We start from the raw sequence: 16139 nt of genomic DNA, 5'->3' as shown, positions 1-16139 counted from the left end.
TTCCCCGACAGGGGACAAATAGACAGCACCCTCCTCGAATTCCCGACAAAGGCGGCGCAATGAGCGCCGCCTTTGTCGTTGGTCGGCTCGCAGATCTCAGTTCGTACGCGCGCGCACTGCTTCTTGCGCCCCACGAGCCGGTAGCGCCGCCGATCCGCGCCGAACTCTTCGGAGCCCAGCGCTTCGAACAGCACGGCCACAGCCTGGCGCGGGCGCAGGTGGTCGAAATCGATCCTCGCCGCGCGCGCGAGGGAGCGCCCTTTTTCCCGCGCGTGGACGAGAACCTCGAATCCCTGCGCAATGCCTTCGACTACATCGCGCTGATCTCGCAGAGCGGGCGCTATGTGTCTCCGGCGGCCGAATGGCTGCTCGACAACTTCCACCTCGTGGAAGCGCAGCTACAGCAGATCAATGAGGGCGTGCCGCGCAGCTACTACGCGCGCCTGCCCAAGCTCGCCACACCGCCGCTCGCGGGCCTGCCGCGCGTCTACGGCATTGCGTGGGCCTATGTGGCCCACACCGACAGCGTGCTCAACAAGTCGCTGTTCACTGCTTTTCTCAACGCCTACCAGGACATCGACGAGCTCACGCTCGGCGAGCTCTGGGCGCTGCCCACCACCTTGCGCGTGGTGCTGCTCGAAAACCTGCGCCGCGTGGCCGAGAGCATTGCGGAGAACAAGGTTGCGCGCGAAATAGCGCATGCCGTCTGGGACGCGGCGCCGCATCTGTCGACGCAAGACCTCGACGCGCTGTACCGCGCATTGCAAAGCCACAACCTGCAGGACGCCTACCTCACGCAGCTCTGGCAGCGCCTGCCGGTGGAGCACGGCGAGAGCATGTCCGCGCTGGTGCGCTGGACCGAACAGCACTGCCCCAACGGGCCGGCGCTGATCGGCGAGGCGCAGAACGCGCAGGCCGCGGCCAACCTTACCGTCGGCAACATCATCACCACGCTGCGCATGATCGGCCAGGTCGAGTGGAGCGACCTGATCGAACCCGTCAGCCGCTCACTGCGCGTACTGCGCAAGCTGCCGAGCTTCGTGGACGAAAGCGAGCTCACGCGCCAGCAGATCACGTACGCAATGGAGCGGGTCGCGCGCGACAGCGGCCGCTCCGAGCGCGAGGTGGCAGAGGCCGTGGTGCAACTGGCGGCAGCCGCGCCGGCCGACGACGCCGAACCCCACACCGCCCACCGCGACCGCGCCGACGGCACTGCCGGCTACTACCTGTTCGGCCAGGGGCGCGCCGCGCTGGTTGCGGCGCTCCGGGCCGACACGGCGGGGGGCCGCGCCGGCCGCCCGCCACGGATGCGGCCGTTGCGCAGCCGCGGCTGGCGCCTGCCTGCCTATGTGCTCTCCATCGTCCTGGGTACCGTCTGGCTGCTGGCGGCCGTGGCGCACGGCCTGCCGCAGCCTCGCGGCTGGAGCACGGTCGCAGCGATGGCATTGCTCGCATGGCCGCTCTCGGAGGCGCTGATCGCCCTGGCACAGCGCATCATGGCCGAGTCGGTGCGGGTGCAGGCGTTGCCTCGTCTCGACTTCGCGGCCGGCATTCCCGAGCGGCATCGCGCGCTCGTCGTCATTCCCACGCTGCTGAGCTCGCCCGCGAACACTGCGCAGCTCGCCCATCGGCTCGAACTGCATTGGCTCGCGAACCGCGAGGAGCACGCCCAGTTCGCGCTGCTGACCGACTGGGCCGACGCCCCCCAGGCTTCGCTGCCGGAGGACGCGTCGCTGCTCGAAGATGCCGTTCGGCGCATCGATGCGCTCAACGCGAAGTATCCGGCGCCCGCCGGCGCGGCCTCGCGCTTCCTGCTGCTGCATCGCCCGCGCAGCTGGAGCGGAACCGAAGAACGCTGGATGGGCTGGGAGCGCAAGCGCGGCAAGCTCGAAATGCTGATGCGCCTCCTGGCAACCGGCGACGCCAGCGGCTTTCTGCCGCTCGCGCCGGGCCAGCAGCTGGCTCCGGGACTAACGCCTTATGTGCTGACGCTCGACAGCGACACCGGCCTGCCGCCGGGCGCCTTGCGCGACCTGGTGTCGATTGCCGCCCACCCGCTCAACGCGCCCGAGATCGATGCGGAAACGCGGCGCGTGGTCGCGGGCTTCGGCATCCTCCAGCCGCGCATCGTGACGCCGTTCCCGATGCGCAACGAACGCTCGTTCTTCCACTGGATGTTTGCCGGACAGTGCGGGCTCGACCCCTACGGCAGCGGCGCGTCCGACATCTACCAGGACGTGTTCGGCAGCGGCTCCTTCACCGGCAAGGGCCTGCTGAACGTGCGCGCGGTGCACGCCGCGCTCGACCAGCGCCTGCCCGAAGGCGCGGTGCTGAGCCATGACCTGCTCGAAGGCACGGTTGCGCGCTGCGCGATGGTGAGCGACGTGGTGCTGATCGAAGACCACCCGCACCACTCCGGCGTGGCCGCATCGCGCGTGCACCGCTGGGTCCGCGGCGACTGGCAGCTGCTGCCGCTGCTGTGGCGCGCCAGGCACTTCGGCATCGATGCGCTCGGCCTCTGGAAGATGGGCGACAACCTGCGCCGCTCGCTGGTGGTGCCCGCTTCTTTCGCGCTGCTGGTGCTCGTCATCTTCACGCAGGCCATGCCGCTCGGATGGGCGCTGGCCGCGGTTGCCTCGGCGCTCACGCTCGGGCCGCTGCTCGGCGCCCTGGCCGGGCTGGTGCCGACACGCCGCGCCATCGAGCTGCGCCACTTCTTCGACGTGGGCGCGATCGAGCTGCTGCGCGCCATGGCCGGCGCGGCCTGGCAGTTCGTGCAACTGGCGGCACAGACGCGCCTGCTGCTCGATGCGATGTTCCTGGCGACATGGCGGCTGACCGTCAGCCGCAGGCATCTGCTGCAATGGACCACGACAGCGCAGGCCCAGGCACAGTCGAGCCAGCAACTGCCGCCGTTCCTGCGCAATGCGGCGGTCAGCAGCGTGCTTTGCCTGGCGCTGGCCGCCGCGGCGGCGCGCTGGAGTGCCTATCCGATGGGCGGACCGCTGCTGTTCATCGTCTGGGCGCTGGCGCCGCTCGCGGCCTGGTGGAGCAGCCGCGTCGATGCGCAAGTGCCCGATCCGCTGAGCACCGAGCAGCGCAGCTACCTCGAGAAACTGGCGCACGACACCTGGCAGTTCTTCGAGCACGTGGTCGGCCCGGAAGACAACCACCTGCCGCCCGACAACCTGCAGCTCGACCCCCAGCCGACCATCGCCCACCGCACCTCGCCGACCAACATCGGCATGTACCTGCTGGCCATCTGCTGCGCGCGCGAGTTTGGCTGGATCGACACCGCGGGGCTGCTCGCACGCATCACCGCCACACTCGACACCGTCAACCGCATGCACAAGCACCAGGGCCATCTCTTCAACTGGTACGACACGCAGACGCTGCAGCTGCTGCCGCCGGCCTACGTGTCCAGCGTGGACAGCGGCAACTTCGCGGGCCACCTGGTGGCTGTGGCCCAGGCGTGCCGGGCCTTCGCCGCGGAAGGTTGCCAGAGCCACGAGGAACCCGCTCTGGAGGCGCTGGCACAACGCTGCGACGCGCTGCACACCGGCATGGATTTCAGCGGCCTCTATGATCCCAAGCGGCACCTGTTCCACATCGGCCTGCGCGTCGAGGAGAACGTGCTCGATGCAAGCTACTACGACCTGCTGGCCTCCGAGTCGCGCTTGCTGAGCTTCCTGGCGATTGCCAAGGGCGATGTACCCCGCCGCCACTGGATGGCGCTGGGCCGGCCGTTCCTGCTGGTGGGTTTCCAGCCCGGCCTCAAGTCGTGGTCCGGCTCGATGTTCGAGTACCTGATGCCCGCGCTCGTGATGTCCGAGCCCGACGACGGCCTGCTGCAGGTGGCCAACACCGCGGCCATCGCCGAGCAGCAGGCCTTCGGCCGGTTGCTGAACCTGCCCTGGGGCGTTTCGGAGTCGGCCTACTTCGCGCAGGACCATTCGCTGGCCTACCAGTACTCGCCCTTCGGCGTGCCGCGCCTCGCGCTGCGCCGCACGCCCCCCACCGACCGCGTGGTGGCGCCCTATGCGAGCGCCATGGCCGCCGTGCTTGCACCGGCCGCGGCGGTGGTCAACCTGGAGCTGCTCGAATCGCTCGGCGCGCGCGGCGAGTTCGGCTTTCACGACGCGGTGGACTTCACCACCTCGCGCCAGGCCGAGGGCCAGGACTTCACCGTGGTGCGCAACTTCATGGCGCACCACCAGGGCATGTCGCTCGTGGCGCTGTGCCACGTGCTGCGCGCCGAGGCCCCGCGCCGCTGGTTCGGCAGCGCCGCGCTGGTGCAGGCGCACGAGTCGCTGCTGCACGAACGCACACCGCGGCAGATCATCGGCAGCGCCGACCCGCGCACGCCACCCGAGCCCAGCCAGACCGAACTGGCGCCGCTGTTCCAGCCCCGCGCGGTGGACCCGACAGGGCCCGGCTTCCAGCCCACGCACCTGCTGTCGAACGGACGCTACACGGTGGCCCTGCGCGCCAACGGCGCGGGTGTGAGCCGCTGGCACGCGTTCAACGTGACCCGCTGGCGCGACGATCCGCTGCGCGACAGCCACGGCACCTTCTTCTACCTGCGCAATACCGAAAAAGAGGGAGGCCGGCACGACCCCGTCTCGCTCACCGCGCTGCCCGCGCCCGGCACAGGCTGGAGCTACCGCACCCGCTTTCTCGCCGAGCAGGTGCAGTTCGATGCGGCCGGCGACGGCCTGCAAGTGCGCACCACGGTGCTGATCAGCCCCGAAGACGACACCGAGCTGCGCAACATCACGCTGCACAACACCGGCGAAGAAACCCGCGCGCTCGAACTCGTCTCCTACTTCGAGCCGGTGCTGTCGAACCCCAAGGCCGACGAGGCGCATCCGGCCTTCGCCAACCTGTTCGTCGAATCGCGCTGGGAGCCTGCATGGCGGGCGCTGCTGATGACGCGCAAGCCGCGGCTGCATGGCGACCCCGTGGTGGCCGCCGTGCACTTTCTCGCCTCAGTCGACGCGCACGTGCTTTCCGTCGACTGCATGACCGACCGGCGCGCCTTCATCGGCCGCAACCGCTCGCTCGCAAGCCCCGCGCTCGATGCGCAACCGCTCGCCGCCGACGGCACGCCGGTGAACGGGCTCGATCCCATCGCATGCCTGCGCGTGCGCCTGTCGATCGCACCGGGCACCACCGCGCGCCTGTGCTTCGCGACCGCCGCCGACGAGAGCATCGAGGCGCTGATGCCCAGCATCGACCGCTATCTGGAGCCGATGCACGTCGAACGCGCCACGCGCATGGCCGCCACGCTGGCGCAGGTGCGGCTGCGCGACCTGAGCATTGCGCCCGCGCAGACCTTCGCGCTGCAGGACCTGACGACCATCCTCACCTACACCACGCCACGCGTGATGAAGGACCGCGGAGTCGTCGACCTGCGGCAGATCTGGCGCTTCGGCATCTCGGGCGACAAACCCATCGTGCTGGTCGCCATCCATTCGATGAACGGCATGGGGCTCATCAACGCGCTGCTGCGGGCGCAGCCTTGGTGGGGCTTCGGCGGCGTGGCCTGCGACCTGGTGGTGCTCAACAGCGAGCCGAACTCCTACCTCATGCCGCTGCAGCGCGAGATCGAGGCCCTTCGCCTGCGCGTTGCGCACCAGACCCAGAACAGTTTTCCGCGCAACGACACGGCGGGCTTCTACCTGCTGCGCGACCACGAGGTGGCGCCTTCGGAGAAGGCCGCGCTCTCGAAGCTGGCACGCGTGGTGTTTACCGCCGACGGGCGCTCGCTCGAAATGCAGGTGGCGGCGCTGCACGAAGCGCGGGTCGACGCCGCGACCGACGGCGACGCCGAGGCGCCGGCGGCATCGACGCGTGTCGCGTTGCTGGCACGGCCCGCGTCGGCACCTTCGGCGGAAGCGCCGGTGGGAAGCTTCGATGCCGAAAGCGGTGAGTTCCGCTTCGAGGTGGACGCCAGCCATCGCACGCCTCGCCCGTGGATCAACGTGATCGCCAATGCGAATTTCGGCTTCCAGGTGTCCGAATGGGGCACCGGCTTCACCTGGGCCGGCAACAGCCGCATGCACCAGGTCACGCCGTGGTCGAACGATCCGGTGCAGGACCCGGCCTTCGAGCACTACCTGCTGCAGGACCTCGCCTCGCGCGCCCTGCTGCCGCTCACGCCGGCCGGCCAGGGCGCGGGGCACGGGGATCAGGTGCGCCATCGAGTGCGCCACGGCCAGGGCTACACGGTCTTCGAATGCCGCCAGGAGAACCTGGCACTCGAGACCACCTTCTTCGCGGATCGCGACGACGCCGTCAAGCTGGTGCACGTGCGTGTGCGCAACGAGGGCTCCGGCCAGCGGCGCCTGCGCGCCCTGGGCATGGTCGAGTGGCAACTCGGCGCGGCGCGCGGCGAAAGGCGGACCGTTCGTTGCTGGAAGCCCGACGACCAGCCCGCGGTGTTCGGCCAGCAGCGTGAATCGAGCACGGGCTTCGGCGGCAGCACGGCTTTCCTGCTGCTGGCGGGAGCGCCGAGCGCCACGCAATGGACCTGCGACCGCAACGAGTTCTTCGCCGGGCGCGGCATCGTCGAAGTGCCCGACACGCTGGCGCGGCGCGCGGGCGGCGGGCTCGACGCGTGTGCGGCCATCGGCGGCGAATTCGTCATCGGTGCGGGCGAGACGGCGGAGTTCAGCTTCGTGCTCGGCCACGCCGGCAGCGCCGATGCGGCGCTGGAGCTCGCACGCCGCTGGCGGCAGCGCGACGTGCCCGAAACCCTGGCGCAGGCGCGCGGCTTCTGGGATGAGTTGCTGGGCCGCCTGCAGGTGCGCACGCCCGATCCGCTGTTCAACGCCATGGTCAACCGCTGGCTCATCTACCAGACGCTGGTCTGCCGGCTCTGGTCGAAAGCCGGCTTCTACCAGGCCGGGGGCGCCTTCGGTTTTCGCGACCAGCTGCAGGACGCCATGGCCTTTGCACTCACCGATCCGTCGCGGCTGCGCGAGCAGATCCTGGTCAATGCGGCGCGCCAGTTCCCCGAAGGCGACGTACAGCACTGGTGGCACATGCCCGGCGGCGCCGGCGTGCGCACGCATTTTTCGGATGACTTGCTGTGGCTTCCCTTCGCGACCGCGCACTACGTCAAGGTGACCGGCGATGCGGCGCTGCTCGACCATATGGTCGGGTTCATCGAAGGCCCCGCGATCCCCGAGGGCGCCGAAGACGCCTACTACGCGCCGCAACACAGCGGCCGCATGGCCGCCGTGTTCGAACACGGCGCGCTCGCCATCGACCGCAGCCTGAAGACAGGCATGCACGGCCTGCCGCTGATGGGCACCGGCGACTGGAACGACGGCATGAACCGCGTCGGCCACGAAGGCCGCGGCGAATCGGTCTGGCTCGCATGGTTCCTGTGCAGCGTGGTCGAGCAGTTCGCGCCGATTGCGCAGGCCCGTGGCGAACATGAGCGCGCCGCGCGCTGGAACGAGGCCCGGCGCGGCTGGATCGCCGCGCTGCACGACGCCGGCTGGGACGGCGCCTGGTTCCGCCGCGCCTTCTTCGACAACGGTGCGCCGCTCGGCTCGTCGGCCAATGACGAATGCCGCATCGACCTGATCGCTCAGGCCTGGTCGGTGCTGTCCTGCGCATCGGACGACGCCCACACCGCTCCGGCAATGGCCGCCATCAAGAAGCACCTGCACGACGAGCCGGCCGGCCTGCTGCGCCTGCTGACGCCGCCCTTCGCCCGCTCGACCAACAACCCCGGCTACATCCAGGCCTACCCGCCCGGCGTGCGCGAGAACGGCGGGCAGTATTCGCACGGTGCCGTGTGGGCGCTGATGGCGCAGGCACTGCAGGGCGACAACGAAGCGGCATGGCAGAGCTTCGAAGGCCTGAGCCCGGCGCACCGCGCGGCGCATCCGGAGCGCGGGCCCGCCTACGAACTCGAGCCCTATGTGATGGCGGGCGACATCTACAGCGCCGCGCCGTATGTGGGGCGTGGCGGCTGGAGCTGGTACACCGGCTCGGCCGCGTGGCTGCACCGCGCCGCGGTCGAAACGCTGCTGGGCCTGTGCGTGAAGGGCCACATGCTCTCGCTGACGCCGCGAGTGCCGGCGCACTGGCCGGGCTTCGAAATTGCGCTGCGGCTCGGGCAACGAAGCCTCGCGCTGCAATGGGGCACGCCCGAGGCGGCCGAAACGACCGATGAGCCCACGCACCACATTGCGGTGGGCGAATGGATCGACTGGCAGGCGCTGCCGGCCAATGCGGTGCTGCGGGTGAGTTAACGTCGGCAGTGCCCGCAGGCACTCGCAGCCAACCGCCTCCTTCCCTTCATGACCACCATCCAGTCCCGCCGCAAGCTCATCGTCGCCATCCTGCTCTGCGTGGCCGTGGGGGGCGCCGTCGTCAGGCATTACGCAACACCCGGCTCGACCACGCGCGACATCGGCACATTGCTGATGGTGTTGTGGGTGCCCATCATCGGCAACGTCATTGCCTGGCTCATCGGCAAGCTGCCGCGGCGCGCACCGCCGGCCGAGCCCGCAACCTTCGACGCAGCGCGCGCGTTCACGCCGCACCTTCGGGTAGAGCTCACGCTGCGCCCGCCGGCGCTGCCTTCGCACGACGTGCCGCTGGCCGCTGGCGAGTACCGCTGCGCGCTGGTGGTCGACAACGAAGGTTTTTCCGCGCGCTGGTTCGTGCCGCACGGCGAGCAGCTCGAAAGAGGAAAGCCGCATACGCTCGACGTCGAGCTGCTGACGCCAGACATCGCGAGTGCACGATTTTCCGAGGGTGCGGCCTTTCGTGTGCTTGTGGGCGACTCCTTTATCGCCGACGGGCGGGTTCTGCAGCTTCGCCCGGCAGCCGTCTAAGACTGCGCCGAAAAACGGGCGATTGTTCGCCTTCGGGAAACTGACTACTGCCGGCAAGCCCCTTTGTGAAAGACCTGTCCGCTTCGACACTGGACGGCCTCTCGCAACAACGCACCGGCGCGCGCTTTTTCGCCGGTGCGCCTCCAGGACCCTTCCCATGATGAATTCACCCAGCAGCAACCCCTGCATCGACGATCTGGCGCCCGAGCCGGTCAAGACGACCCGCTCGGCCTGGCTGGCCGTCGGCTCGATTGCCGTCGGCACCTTTGCAATGGTTTCGACCGAGTTCATGCCCATCGGCCTTCTGACCGACATCGCCCGCGGGCTCAATGTGTCCGACGGCACGGCCGGGCTCATGATCACCATGCCCGGCGTGCTGGCGGCCCTCGCCGGTCCGGGGCTGATCGTCGCGTCGGGGCGCCTGGACCGGCGCACTGTGCTGATCGCACTCACCACGCTCCTGATCGCCTCGAACCTGCTGGCGGCCTTTGCGCCCAACTTCGCCACCATGCTGGTCGCGCGGCTCATGCTGGGCCTGTGCGTGGGCGGTTTCTGGACCTTTGCACCGGCGGCAGCCACCCAGCTGGTGCCGCAGGCTTCGAAGGCGCGGGCCATGTCGTTGGTACTGGCAGGCGTGTCCGCTGCCACGGTGCTCGGCGTGCCCGCCGGTTCCTTGCTTGGAACGCTGTTCGGCTGGCGCGCCTCGTTCGCGGTGACCGGCGCGCTCGCCGCGGTCGTGCTGCTGGTGCAGCTGTGGCTGCTGCCCGCGATACCGCCGGTGCGCGCCATCGGCGCACGCGACCTGCTCACGCCGTTGACGCGCCGCATGGCGCAGGTCGGCCTGCTTGCCGTGCTGTTCTTCATTGCCGGCCATTTCGCGGCCTACACCTACCTGAAGCCGCTGCTGCAGCAGGTGTTCGGCCTGGCGCCGCACGCGGTCTCGACGCTGCTGCTCGTCTATGGCGCCGTGGGCTTCATCGGCACCTTCCTCGGCGGCAGCCTGGTGGCGCGCAGCGTGCGCGGCACCACATTGCTGGCGGCACTGATGCTCGCGACGGCGCTGCTGCTGTCCACGGTGATCGGCAGCGGCATCGTGGCAGGCGCGGTCGTGGTCTTCATCTGGGGCGTGGCGTTCGGGCTGATCCCGGTCGCGCTCACGGGCTGGATGATGGAAGCGGTGCCCGACGCGCCCGAAGCCGGCCAGGCGCTGCTCGTGAGCGGCTTCCAGGTGGCGATTGCCTCGGGCGCGCTGATCGGCGGCGTCACGGTCGACAACTACGGCATCTCCAGCGCGATGGTGCTCAGCGGCGTGCTGGTGCTGATTGCCGCGCTCATCGTCGGCACCTTGGGCCGCGCGCGCGGCGGCGCTCCACTGGCTACGTCCTCGGCGTCTTCTTCGACCTTTTCGCCGGAATAACGGCCGGACTCCCCTTCTTGCCCGCCGCAAGAATTGCATCGAGCACCACGCGCAGGGCCTTGTTGACCGGCTTGTCGCGCCGGATGACCACGGCCAGCGTGCGGTGCATGCGGGGGTTCAGGCGGCTGGTCTGCAAGTCGGGGTGGGCGCCGCGGCCCGCCATGGCCATGCGCGGCACGATGCCGTAGCCCAGCCCCGCGGCCACCATCTCTTTCATGGCCTCGACGCTGCCCAGCTCCATGACGGGCTGCGGCTGCAGGCCTTCGGCGGCGAACCACCGGTCGACCAGCTTGCGCGTGTTGGCTGCGGGCTCGAACAGCACCAGCGGCAGCGCGGCCAGATCGGCAGGCGCCACGCGCGCCTTCAGCGATGCGAGGTCGCTGCGGCCGATGGCGACGAACTCGTCATCGAGCACCGGCATCACGCTCAGCGAGCGTCCCGCCGCGGGCAGCGTGACCAGCGCAAGGTCGATGCTGTTCTCTTCCACCTTGCGGACATGGTCGTCGGTATTGCCGGTGCTGACCACGATGCTCAGCGCCGGAAACTGCTCGCGCAGGCCGCGCAGCAAGCCCGGCAGGAAATAGAGGCAGGCCGTGGCGCCGGTGCCCAACCGAACCCGGCCGGTCACGCCGCTGGCATGGTCCGCCAATGCATCGATGGCGCTCTCCACCGCGGTCTCGATGTGGTGGGCGTGCCGCAGCAGCTCGGCACCGGCCGGCGTGGCCTTGGCGCGCTTGCCGACACGCTCGACCAGTCGCACCGCCAGCTTGCGCTCCAGCTGGCGGATCTGCAGGCTCACCGCGGGCTGCGTCAGGCCGAGCCTGTCGGCCGCGGCGGAGAAGCTGCCGGTTTCGATCACCAGCCCGAAAGACTTCAGCTGGTCGAGGTTCAGTGTCTTTTCCAAAGTATTTCTTATGCTTTGCATAGATGATCCAAGCTTCACTTATCGACTGAGGATCGTCAAGATTCACGGCATGCCCTCATCGACCTCTCCTGCTTCCGCCCTTGTTGAAATTTTCGACGCCGAGCCGCACCACATGACGGCTGTGCAGGCCATCTACAGCCACTATGTGCTGCACGATCTTTGCTCCTTCGAGGAAGAGGTTCCCACCGTCCAGCAGATGCAGGCGCGGCGCGCCGAGGTGCTTGCACGCGGCCTGCCCTACCTCGTGGCGATGAAAGATGGCAAGGTGGCCGGCTATGCCTATGCAAGCCCCTACCGCAGCCGCTCCGCCTACCGCCACACGGCGGAAGATTCGGTCTACATCGCGCAAGGCATGCAGGGCCACGGCATCGGCAAGGCACTGCTCCAGGAAGTGATCCGGCGCTGCACCCACGGCGGCTTCACGCAGATGGTGGCCGTGGTCGGCAACAGCGCCAACGCCGGATCGCAGCGCCTGCACGAAAGCCTCGGCTTCGAAATGGTGGGCGTGCTGCGCAACGTCGGCTTCAAGTTCGGGCAGTGGGTCGACACCGTGCTCATGCAACGTGCGCTGCGCTGAGCCGGCGCCCGCGCGCGGCTGGCTGGCGCTGCTGTGCGCGAGCCGGCTGCTGCAGGCGATGATCGTCACCGCCTACTCCGGCGTGCTGCCTTTCATGATGGCCGACTGGCACATGACGGCCGCGCAGGCCGGCTCCATCCAGAGCGCCTGGCACGTCGGCTACATGAGCTCGCTGTTCACCGTGGGGCTGCTGGCCGACCGCTTCGGCCCGCACCGCGTCTTCTTCATCGGCAGCGCCATCAGCGCGGTCGCGGCGGCGGCTTTCGCTGTGTTCGCGCACGACCACCTTTCCGCGATGCTGCTCTACGGCCTGGCCGGGCTGTGCGCGGGCGCTTCGTACACGCCGGGCCTGCAGCTCCTGGCGCGCAACACCGAACCCGCCGTACGCGGCCGGGCGATGGGGCTGTTCCTCGGTGCGGCGTCGTTGGGCTATGCAATGTCGCTCGGGGTGGTGGCGGCCTTCAGCCACCTGCAGCACTGGCGGCTCGGCTTGTGGGTCGCGGCGGGCTGCACGTTCGCGGGTGCATTGCTGACCGGGCCCGCGCTGCGGCGCATGAGGCCGCCCGCGCCCTCCGCCGGCGCAGGCACACCTCACGAAGGCACCTGGCATGCGCTGCGCGAAACGGTGCGCGACAGGCCCGCGATGGCCGGCAACTGGGCCTATGCCTTTCATTGCTGGGAGCTGATGGCCTTGTGGGCCTGGCTGCCCGCGTATCTCGTCGCCTCCGCAGGCGGCGCCGTGCTATGGCAAGGCGCGGGCATTGCGTTGGCGGCGCTCGCGCATCTGGCGAGCGTGTTCGGCAGCATCGCGGGCGGCGCCGCATCCGACCGCTTCGGCCGCGCGCGAATCATGATGGCCGCCACGCTTGCGAGCCTGTGCATGTCTTTCACCTTCGGCTGGATGTGGACCTGGCCGCTCTGGCTTCTGGCCGCGATGGCGGCCATCTACAACCTGCTCGCCATCGCGGACTCGTCGGTCTACTCGACCGCGCTGGCCGACGTGGTGGCGCCGCACCGCCTGGGCGTGGCGTATTCGGTGCGCTCGGTAATGGGCTTCGGCGCGGGCGCGCTGAGCCCCTGGGTGTTCGGCCTGGCGCTGGACTGGGGGCAGTCGCGCTTCGGCTTCGGCAGCACCTACGGCTGGGTTGCGGCCTGGAGCTCCGTCGGGCTCGGCGCGCTGCTGGGGCCGTGGATGATCGTGCGCTTCGCGAAGCTGCGCAAAGCCCACGCGCAACCCGGTTGATGTGTCGTCTTCCGGTAGCCGGCGACGCCGCCTATTCCCCCAGCAGCTCCCCGATCGGCTGCAGATCTTCCACCCGGTCGCAGATCGCCTTGAGCACCATGGTGATCGGAATGCCCAGCAACAGGCCCCACACCCCCCAGAGCCAACCCCAGAAGATCACGCCGACGAACACGGCCACCGGGTTCATGCGGCTGGTGCGGCTGGTGAGCCACGGCAGCAGCAAGTTGCCTACCAGTGTGTGGATGAGCAGCGACGTGCTGGCCACCAGCAGCCCCATTTCAAGCGTATTGAACTGCAGGAAGGCCACCAGCCCCGCGGCGGCCATGACGATGACGGAACCGATGTACGGAATGAGGTTGGTCACCGCTGCAACAATGCCCCACACCGCCGCGTTCTCCAGCCCCAGGCCCCAGAACGCCAGCCCCGTGGCAACACCGACCAGCACGCTGGTGAGTATCTGCACCAGCAGGTAGCGCTCGATGTTGCGGGTAATGTCGTCGAGCACATGCACGGTGACCTTTTTCTTCTGCAGGCTGGGGCCGGTGATCTTGATCAGCTTGCGCCGGAAGGTGTCGCCGGAGCACAGCGCGAAGTAGGTCAGAAAGGCCACCAGCGTGATCTGCCCCATCGCCGCGAGCAGGCCGACGGTGCCGGTCAACACGTAGTCGCGCACGTTGAAGGACGGCCGTTCGATGACGACGCGCGCGACGCCCTTGCGGGCCGCGACGCGCGCGGAGTTTTCCTCGGCCGCCTTTTCGAGTTGCGCCGCCGCCTGCTGCACGCTTTCGAGCGGCGTGGCGCTGGCGCTCTTGTTCCTGCGGAGGGCTTGCCCCAGCTTCTGGGCCGCGACCGGCAGCGATTCGACCAGTTGCGTGGCGCTGCCCGAGAGCGAGTAGCCGGTCCAGCCCAGGCCACCGAACAGGCCGACGAGGATCACCGCTGCGCCGATCCAGCGCGGCAACCGCAAGCGGTGCAGCCGCTCGACCAGCGGCGACAGTGCGTACGTGAGCAGCAGGCTCAGCATCAACGGGATGAACACAGCCTGGCCCCATCGCAGCGCGAAGACGCCGGCCAGCACGGCGAGCACCACCAGCGAGGCGCTGCGCACGTCGACCGGCATGTGCAGCAGCAGGCGTTCGGGTTCCGGCCGCAGCTCCGGCGCCACGGCTTCCGGCGGAGACTCCAGCACGGGTTCCGGCGGCACTTCGGCGGGGAGCTCCGCCTCCGGCGGGGGTTGCTCTGCCGTTGTCTCGTCGGCGGTTTTCTTGTCGTCGTTCATCGCGCTTCCTTCAGCACTTCGCGCACTGCAGCCAGTTGCCGCCGCGACACCGCGACGGGTTCGGGAATCGCGTCGAGCCGCAAAGCCCAGCCTTCGGCGTCTTCCCCGTCGTCGTATTTCTCGAGTGCGCGAATGGCCGAGCGCGCCACCAGCGCATTGCGGTGCACGCGCAGAAAGCGCCCCGGATACCGCTCTTCGAATTCGTTGAGCGAACCGTCCAGGATGTGGCTGCGCGTGGCGGTGCGCACCGTGAGGTACTTGTACTCCGACTTCAGGTAAAGCACCTCCGACAGCGGCACCCGCTCTGCGCGGCCGCGGTCCTGGATGAGCACGCTTTCCTGCCCGGTGGCCGCCTGCAGCGCCCGCCGCTCCTTGAGAAAGCGCTCGGCCTTCTGCAGCGCCTGCTGCAGGCGTTCGGCCCGCACCGGCTTGGTCAGGTAGTCGACCGCGTCGAGGTCGAAGGCCGTGACCGCATGGGCCGCGTGGGCGGTGACGAACACCACCGCCGGCGCGTCCGGCCGCTCGCGCAGGGTGCGCGCCACTTCAATACCGTCGATGCCGGGCATGTGAACGTCGAGCAGCACCAGGTCGAGCGCCATGGTCGCCAGGTATTGCTGCGCCTCGGCGCCTTGCGCGGCCTCGGCCATCACTTCGGCATCTGGCGAGCGGCAGTCGCGCAGCAGGGTCCGCAGGCGCGAGCGGGCGAGTGCTTCGTCGTCAACGATCAGGGTCTTGAGAGTCATGATTCGGCGGGAATGGCAATGCGCACGCGGTAGTTCTTCTGGTCCATGCCGGCGCTGAACTGCATCTGCATATCGTGCAGCAGCCGCAACCGCTCCCGCACGTTGTCCAGCGCAATGCCGTGGCCCCGCGGCAAAGGCTCGTCGGCCCAGCGCAGGGGCGGCAGGCTGTTGACCACCTCGATCACCACCACATCGCCGCGGCGCTCGGTGCGGATGCGCAGCCTGGCGCCTTCAGGGCTGGGCTCCACGCCGTGCTTGATGGCGTTTTCCACCAGCGGCTGCAGCAGCAGCGGCGGCAGGCGCGCGCTGCTGGCCGCGGCATCGAGGTCCCAGCGAATGCGCAGGCGGTCGCCGAAACGCACCTGCTCGATGGCGAGGTAGCGCTCGGCCAGCGCGATTTCGTCGGCCAGCGTGCCCGATTCCCCGGGGTCGGCCAGCGCCTGGCGAAACAACTCGGCCAGGTCTTCCAGCATGGTCTCGGCCTTGGCCGGCTCCTCGCGCACCAGGGCAATGGCGCTGTTGAGCGTGTTGAACAGAAAGTGGGGGCGGATGCGCGACTGCAGTTCCTCGAGCCGGGCCGTCATGGCGGCCGGCGTCTGGCCGCGCGCGCGCAGCACCATCGCGGCCATGACCATGCCCGCGATGAAGGCGCCCGCCACGGCGCTGGCCAGCCACGGCGCCGTGCCCAGAACGCCGGTCAGGCGCAAAAGGCCGCAGCCATAAAGCGAGGAAATGGCGCCCAGCGCGGCACCGGCTGCGTACTGCGCCTGCCGCGGCAGGCGCCCGAGCGGCTTCTTGAGCGCGCAGGCAACCACCAGCCAGAGCAGGGTGGCAGGCAGCGCGCCGCCCGTGACGGTGGCGGTCTGCACCAGCCATTCGCTCGGGGAAGACGACACGAAGAGCGTGGCGGCCGCTACCAACGCCTCCACGAAGAGCACCGCCCGCAAGACCACGCCGATCTGGCAGGCGTCGAACAGCCCGGAACTGCCGCGCGCAGGCAAACGCCCTCTTTCCGGCGGGGCCGGAGGCGTGGGGTTGGAGCTGGCCGATAAAATCGCCGGGTTGCGCATCACAGATACATTGGGTAACCAACCCAT

At 69.2% G+C, this 16139-nt stretch carries 9 protein-coding genes; 5 read left to right on the top strand and 4 right to left on the bottom strand.

Annotated features, from left to right (window positions below; all coding sequences use genetic code 11):
* Positions 1-59 precede the first annotated feature (59 nt).
* From ABIC94_RS16565 to ABIC94_RS16555, 3 genes are all read left to right on the top strand, one after another.
* Complete coding sequence (locus tag ABIC94_RS16565) at positions 60-8270, top strand: GH36-type glycosyl hydrolase domain-containing protein (protein WP_354374094.1); 8211 nt, start codon at positions 60-62, stop codon at positions 8268-8270.
* 48 nt (positions 8271-8318) lie between these two features.
* Positions 8319-8858: a hypothetical protein gene (locus tag ABIC94_RS16560; RefSeq protein ID WP_354374093.1), complete on the top strand. Its 540-nt coding sequence runs from the start codon at positions 8319-8321 to the stop codon at positions 8856-8858.
* Positions 8859-9015: 157 nt separating this feature from the next.
* Positions 9016-10275 carry an MFS transporter gene (locus ABIC94_RS16555; RefSeq protein WP_354374092.1) on the top strand — a complete coding sequence of 420 codons (1260 nt, stop codon included), beginning with the start codon at positions 9016-9018 and terminating at the stop codon, positions 10273-10275.
* On the opposite strand, the gene ABIC94_RS16550 is transcribed toward ABIC94_RS16555, so the two are convergent.
* Positions 10235-11200, bottom strand: coding sequence for a LysR family transcriptional regulator (locus tag ABIC94_RS16550; RefSeq protein WP_354374091.1), 966 nt, complete (start codon positions 11198-11200; stop codon positions 10235-10237). The two genes, ABIC94_RS16555 and ABIC94_RS16550, sit on opposite strands and share 41 nt — an antisense overlap.
* 49 nt (positions 11201-11249) lie before the next feature.
* On the opposite strand from ABIC94_RS16550, the gene ABIC94_RS16545 reads away from it, so the two are divergent.
* Positions 11250-11777: a GNAT family N-acetyltransferase gene (locus ABIC94_RS16545; protein ID WP_354374090.1), complete on the top strand. Its 528-nt coding sequence runs from the start codon at positions 11250-11252 to the stop codon at positions 11775-11777.
* Positions 11764-13020: an MFS transporter gene (locus tag ABIC94_RS16540; RefSeq protein WP_354374089.1), complete on the top strand. Its 1257-nt coding sequence runs from the start codon at positions 11764-11766 to the stop codon at positions 13018-13020. The genes ABIC94_RS16545 and ABIC94_RS16540 overlap by 14 nt, the downstream gene beginning before the upstream one ends.
* Positions 13021-13051: 31 nt before the next feature.
* On the opposite strand, the gene ABIC94_RS16535 is transcribed toward ABIC94_RS16540, so the two are convergent.
* The 3 genes from ABIC94_RS16535 to ABIC94_RS16525 are packed head-to-tail and all read right to left on the bottom strand — an operon-like array spanning position 13052 to position 16139.
* Positions 13052-14299: an AI-2E family transporter gene (locus tag ABIC94_RS16535; protein ID WP_354374088.1), complete on the bottom strand. Its 1248-nt coding sequence runs from the start codon at positions 14297-14299 to the stop codon at positions 13052-13054.
* Positions 14296-15042, bottom strand: coding sequence for a LytR/AlgR family response regulator transcription factor (locus ABIC94_RS16530; RefSeq protein ID WP_354374087.1), 747 nt, complete (start codon positions 15040-15042; stop codon positions 14296-14298). The genes ABIC94_RS16535 and ABIC94_RS16530 overlap by 4 nt, the downstream gene beginning before the upstream one ends.
* Positions 15039-16139 (bottom strand): sensor histidine kinase, encoded by a 1101-nt coding sequence (locus tag ABIC94_RS16525; protein ID WP_354374086.1) that lies wholly within the window; start codon positions 16137-16139, stop codon positions 15039-15041. The genes ABIC94_RS16530 and ABIC94_RS16525 overlap by 4 nt, the downstream gene beginning before the upstream one ends.

Origin of the sequence: Variovorax paradoxus (genome assembly GCF_040544635.1) — a bacterium.
Taxonomy (GTDB): Bacteria; Pseudomonadota; Gammaproteobacteria; order Burkholderiales; family Burkholderiaceae_C; genus Variovorax; species Variovorax paradoxus_R.
This window is presented reverse-complemented; position numbering and strand designations above follow the sequence as displayed.

Bases quoted from the DNA above. Each gene is read 5' to 3' on its own strand.
- ABIC94_RS16535 (WP_354374088.1), bottom strand. From the start codon at position 14,299: ATGAACGACGACAAGAAAACCGCCGACGAGACAACGGCAGAGCAACCC.
- ABIC94_RS16545 (WP_354374090.1), top strand. From the start codon at position 11,250: ATGCCCTCATCGACCTCTCCTGCTTCCGCCCTTGTTGAAATTTTCGAC.
- ABIC94_RS16560 (WP_354374093.1), top strand. From the start codon at position 8,319: ATGACCACCATCCAGTCCCGCCGCAAGCTCATCGTCGCCATCCTGCTC.
- ABIC94_RS16525 (WP_354374086.1), bottom strand. From the start codon at position 16,139: ATGGGTTGGTTACCCAATGTATCTGTGATGCGCAACCCGGCGATTTTA.
- ABIC94_RS16530 (WP_354374087.1), bottom strand. From the start codon at position 15,042: ATGACTCTCAAGACCCTGATCGTTGACGACGAAGCACTCGCCCGCTCG.
- ABIC94_RS16550 (WP_354374091.1), bottom strand. From the start codon at position 11,200: ATGCAAAGCATAAGAAATACTTTGGAAAAGACACTGAACCTCGACCAG.
- ABIC94_RS16555 (WP_354374092.1), top strand. From the start codon at position 9,016: ATGATGAATTCACCCAGCAGCAACCCCTGCATCGACGATCTGGCGCCC.
- ABIC94_RS16565 (WP_354374094.1), top strand. From the start codon at position 60: ATGAGCGCCGCCTTTGTCGTTGGTCGGCTCGCAGATCTCAGTTCGTAC.